Annotated in this window: 2 protein-coding genes and 1 riboswitch; of the genes, one reads left to right on the top strand and one right to left on the bottom strand. The window is 35.8% G+C overall.

What is annotated here, in order from left to right; translation table 11 throughout:
* Positions 1-41 precede the first annotated feature (41 nt).
* Entirely contained in the window at positions 42-1,571 is a 1,530-nt protein-coding gene (locus ACJHV0_RS07170; RefSeq protein WP_483133780.1) for a Na+/H+ antiporter NhaC family protein, read from the bottom strand.
* 119 nt (positions 1,572-1,690) lie between these two features.
* Positions 1,691-1,860: riboswitch (Lysine riboswitch) on the bottom strand.
* 140 nt (positions 1,861-2,000) lie between these two features.
* Here ACJHV0_RS07170 and ACJHV0_RS07165 point away from each other — a divergent pair.
* The coding region (locus tag ACJHV0_RS07165; protein ID WP_483133781.1) for an H-NS family histone-like protein at positions 2,001-2,103 on the top strand (103 nt) is incomplete at its 3' end.

Genomic DNA, 2,103 nt, shown 5'->3' with positions numbered 1-2,103 from the left:
TGTGATTGCCTTCACATTTTTAGAAATTAACCTTTATTTTGCTACTTTTTTGCTTTAAAAATTAAAATTAAGGCAGCCATCACTGCGGCTGTTGCTACAAATCCTAATAAAGCAGATTGCGTGAAACCTACTACTAAGTAGCCAACAATAGAAGCAGCAGCAACCAATAACGCATAAGGTAATTGTGAAATAACGTGATCCATATGGTTACATTGTGCACCTGTTGAAGATAAGATAGTGGTATCTGACACCGGTGAACAGTGGTCTCCACATACCGCCCCCGCCATTACTGCCGACAAGCAAGGAATGATTAATGCAGGCTCAGAATGAACTGCCATTGCCGCACCGATTGGTAACATAATACCAAATGTTCCCCAGCTTGTGCCTGTTGAGAATGCCATAAATGCGGCTAATACGAATAAAATTGCCGGTAAGAATCCTGCTGCAATATGCTCACCAACTAAGCCTGATAAGTATTTGCCTGTTTGCATATCGCTTACTACGCCATTAATTGTCCAAGCAAAGAATAAAATGGTGATTGCACCAGACATCATTTTTACGCCTAAACCATAGGCACGAACGTAATTTTTTAGTGAAATATGACCGCTTGCCATAATACAAATGCTGGCAACTACCAATGCAGCTAGACCACCTACCACTAACGAAATACCCACAGTGGTATTTTCAAAAGCACCTAAAATCGAAAATGGTGTGTTTGATTCCGCTAATGCATCAGCACCGGTTTTAATCATCATTGCAACCGTAACCACAATTAAAGCAACAATCGGGAACACTAAATTACGCATACGCCCTTTAACTTCAATACTTTCTTCCTCTACTTCTGCTAAATGTTCTGCTTGGCGTTCAAAACGAGCCATTGAGCCGATATCGAATGAGAAATAAGCTACGAAGAACACCATAATCATTGAGAAAATCGCATAGAAATTCATTGCACTCATCGTCATAAATGCACCAAGCGGAGAATAGCCCGTGATTGAATGAGTTGCTAATAAACCGGCAATTAAGGTAATAATGTAAGCTCCCCAACTTGAAATTGGCATTAATACACACATTGGTGCAGCGGTTGAGTCAAGGATATAAGCTAATTTTGCACGAGAAACATTGAATTTATCCGTTACCGGGCGAGCAATTGCCCCTACCGCTAAACTATGGAAATAGTCATCAATAAAAGTGAAAAATACTAAACCTGCGGCTATTAATTTTGCACCACGTTTATCTTTGATTCTTTTCTGAGCCCAATTTGCAAAGGCTTGATTACTTCCTGAAATGCTTAATAAAGAAGTCAATACACCTAATAAAATTAAGAATAAAATGATATTGATGTTGTTAGAATTTAAACCCTCTTCAGCTCCTTTATAAACTAAAGAAACAACACTATTTTTAATATAAGTAAGTGCATCAAGAAAATTACTATTGGTTAACATAAATGCACCAAATATAATCCCAATGCTTAATGAAATAATCACTTTGCGTGTAACAATCGCTAAAATTAATGCAATCAGAGCCGGTAACACAGACCAAAACGATGTGGAATAATAAACTAGATTCATAAAACCTCTAAAATGACTTTGTATAATTTGTATATAAAAATAATAGCCAAACAAGAGATGTACTGAGATATTTATAGGAATAAATATAAAGGAAGGAAATATGAAAAACTAAAACCCACCCTAACAGTAGCACTCCGTAGCGTTTACTACGACAGTGTCGTTTCTTTCGAGAACGACCCCAACCAATTAAGATGACGCCTAATTGATTTCGGCAAATCCACCTTTCCTTTTTCTTCATCGTTTTCCACTCAGAAAAAATACTTATTGAATTTGCACCTCTACATTTTGTAGGACGACGTAAAGATACCACGAATATCCGAAGATATAAAGTACCTCTTTTTTATTTATATTTATTTACCTCAAATATCTTTTAATATATGATAAAGAAGAATAAAATTCACTTCGTTACTAAAATATTAGGAGAATACAATGTCAGATTTAAAAAGCCTTTTAAACCTTCGTAGTTTAAGAGTATTTGCTAAAGATTTAGCACTTGAACAATTAAAATCATTTGCTGAAAAATTAGATACTA

The sequence above is a fragment of the Mannheimia sp. genome (assembly GCF_056854775.1).
The sequence above is the reverse complement of the archived record's forward strand: the minus strand, read 5'-3'. Positions and strand labels throughout refer to the sequence as shown.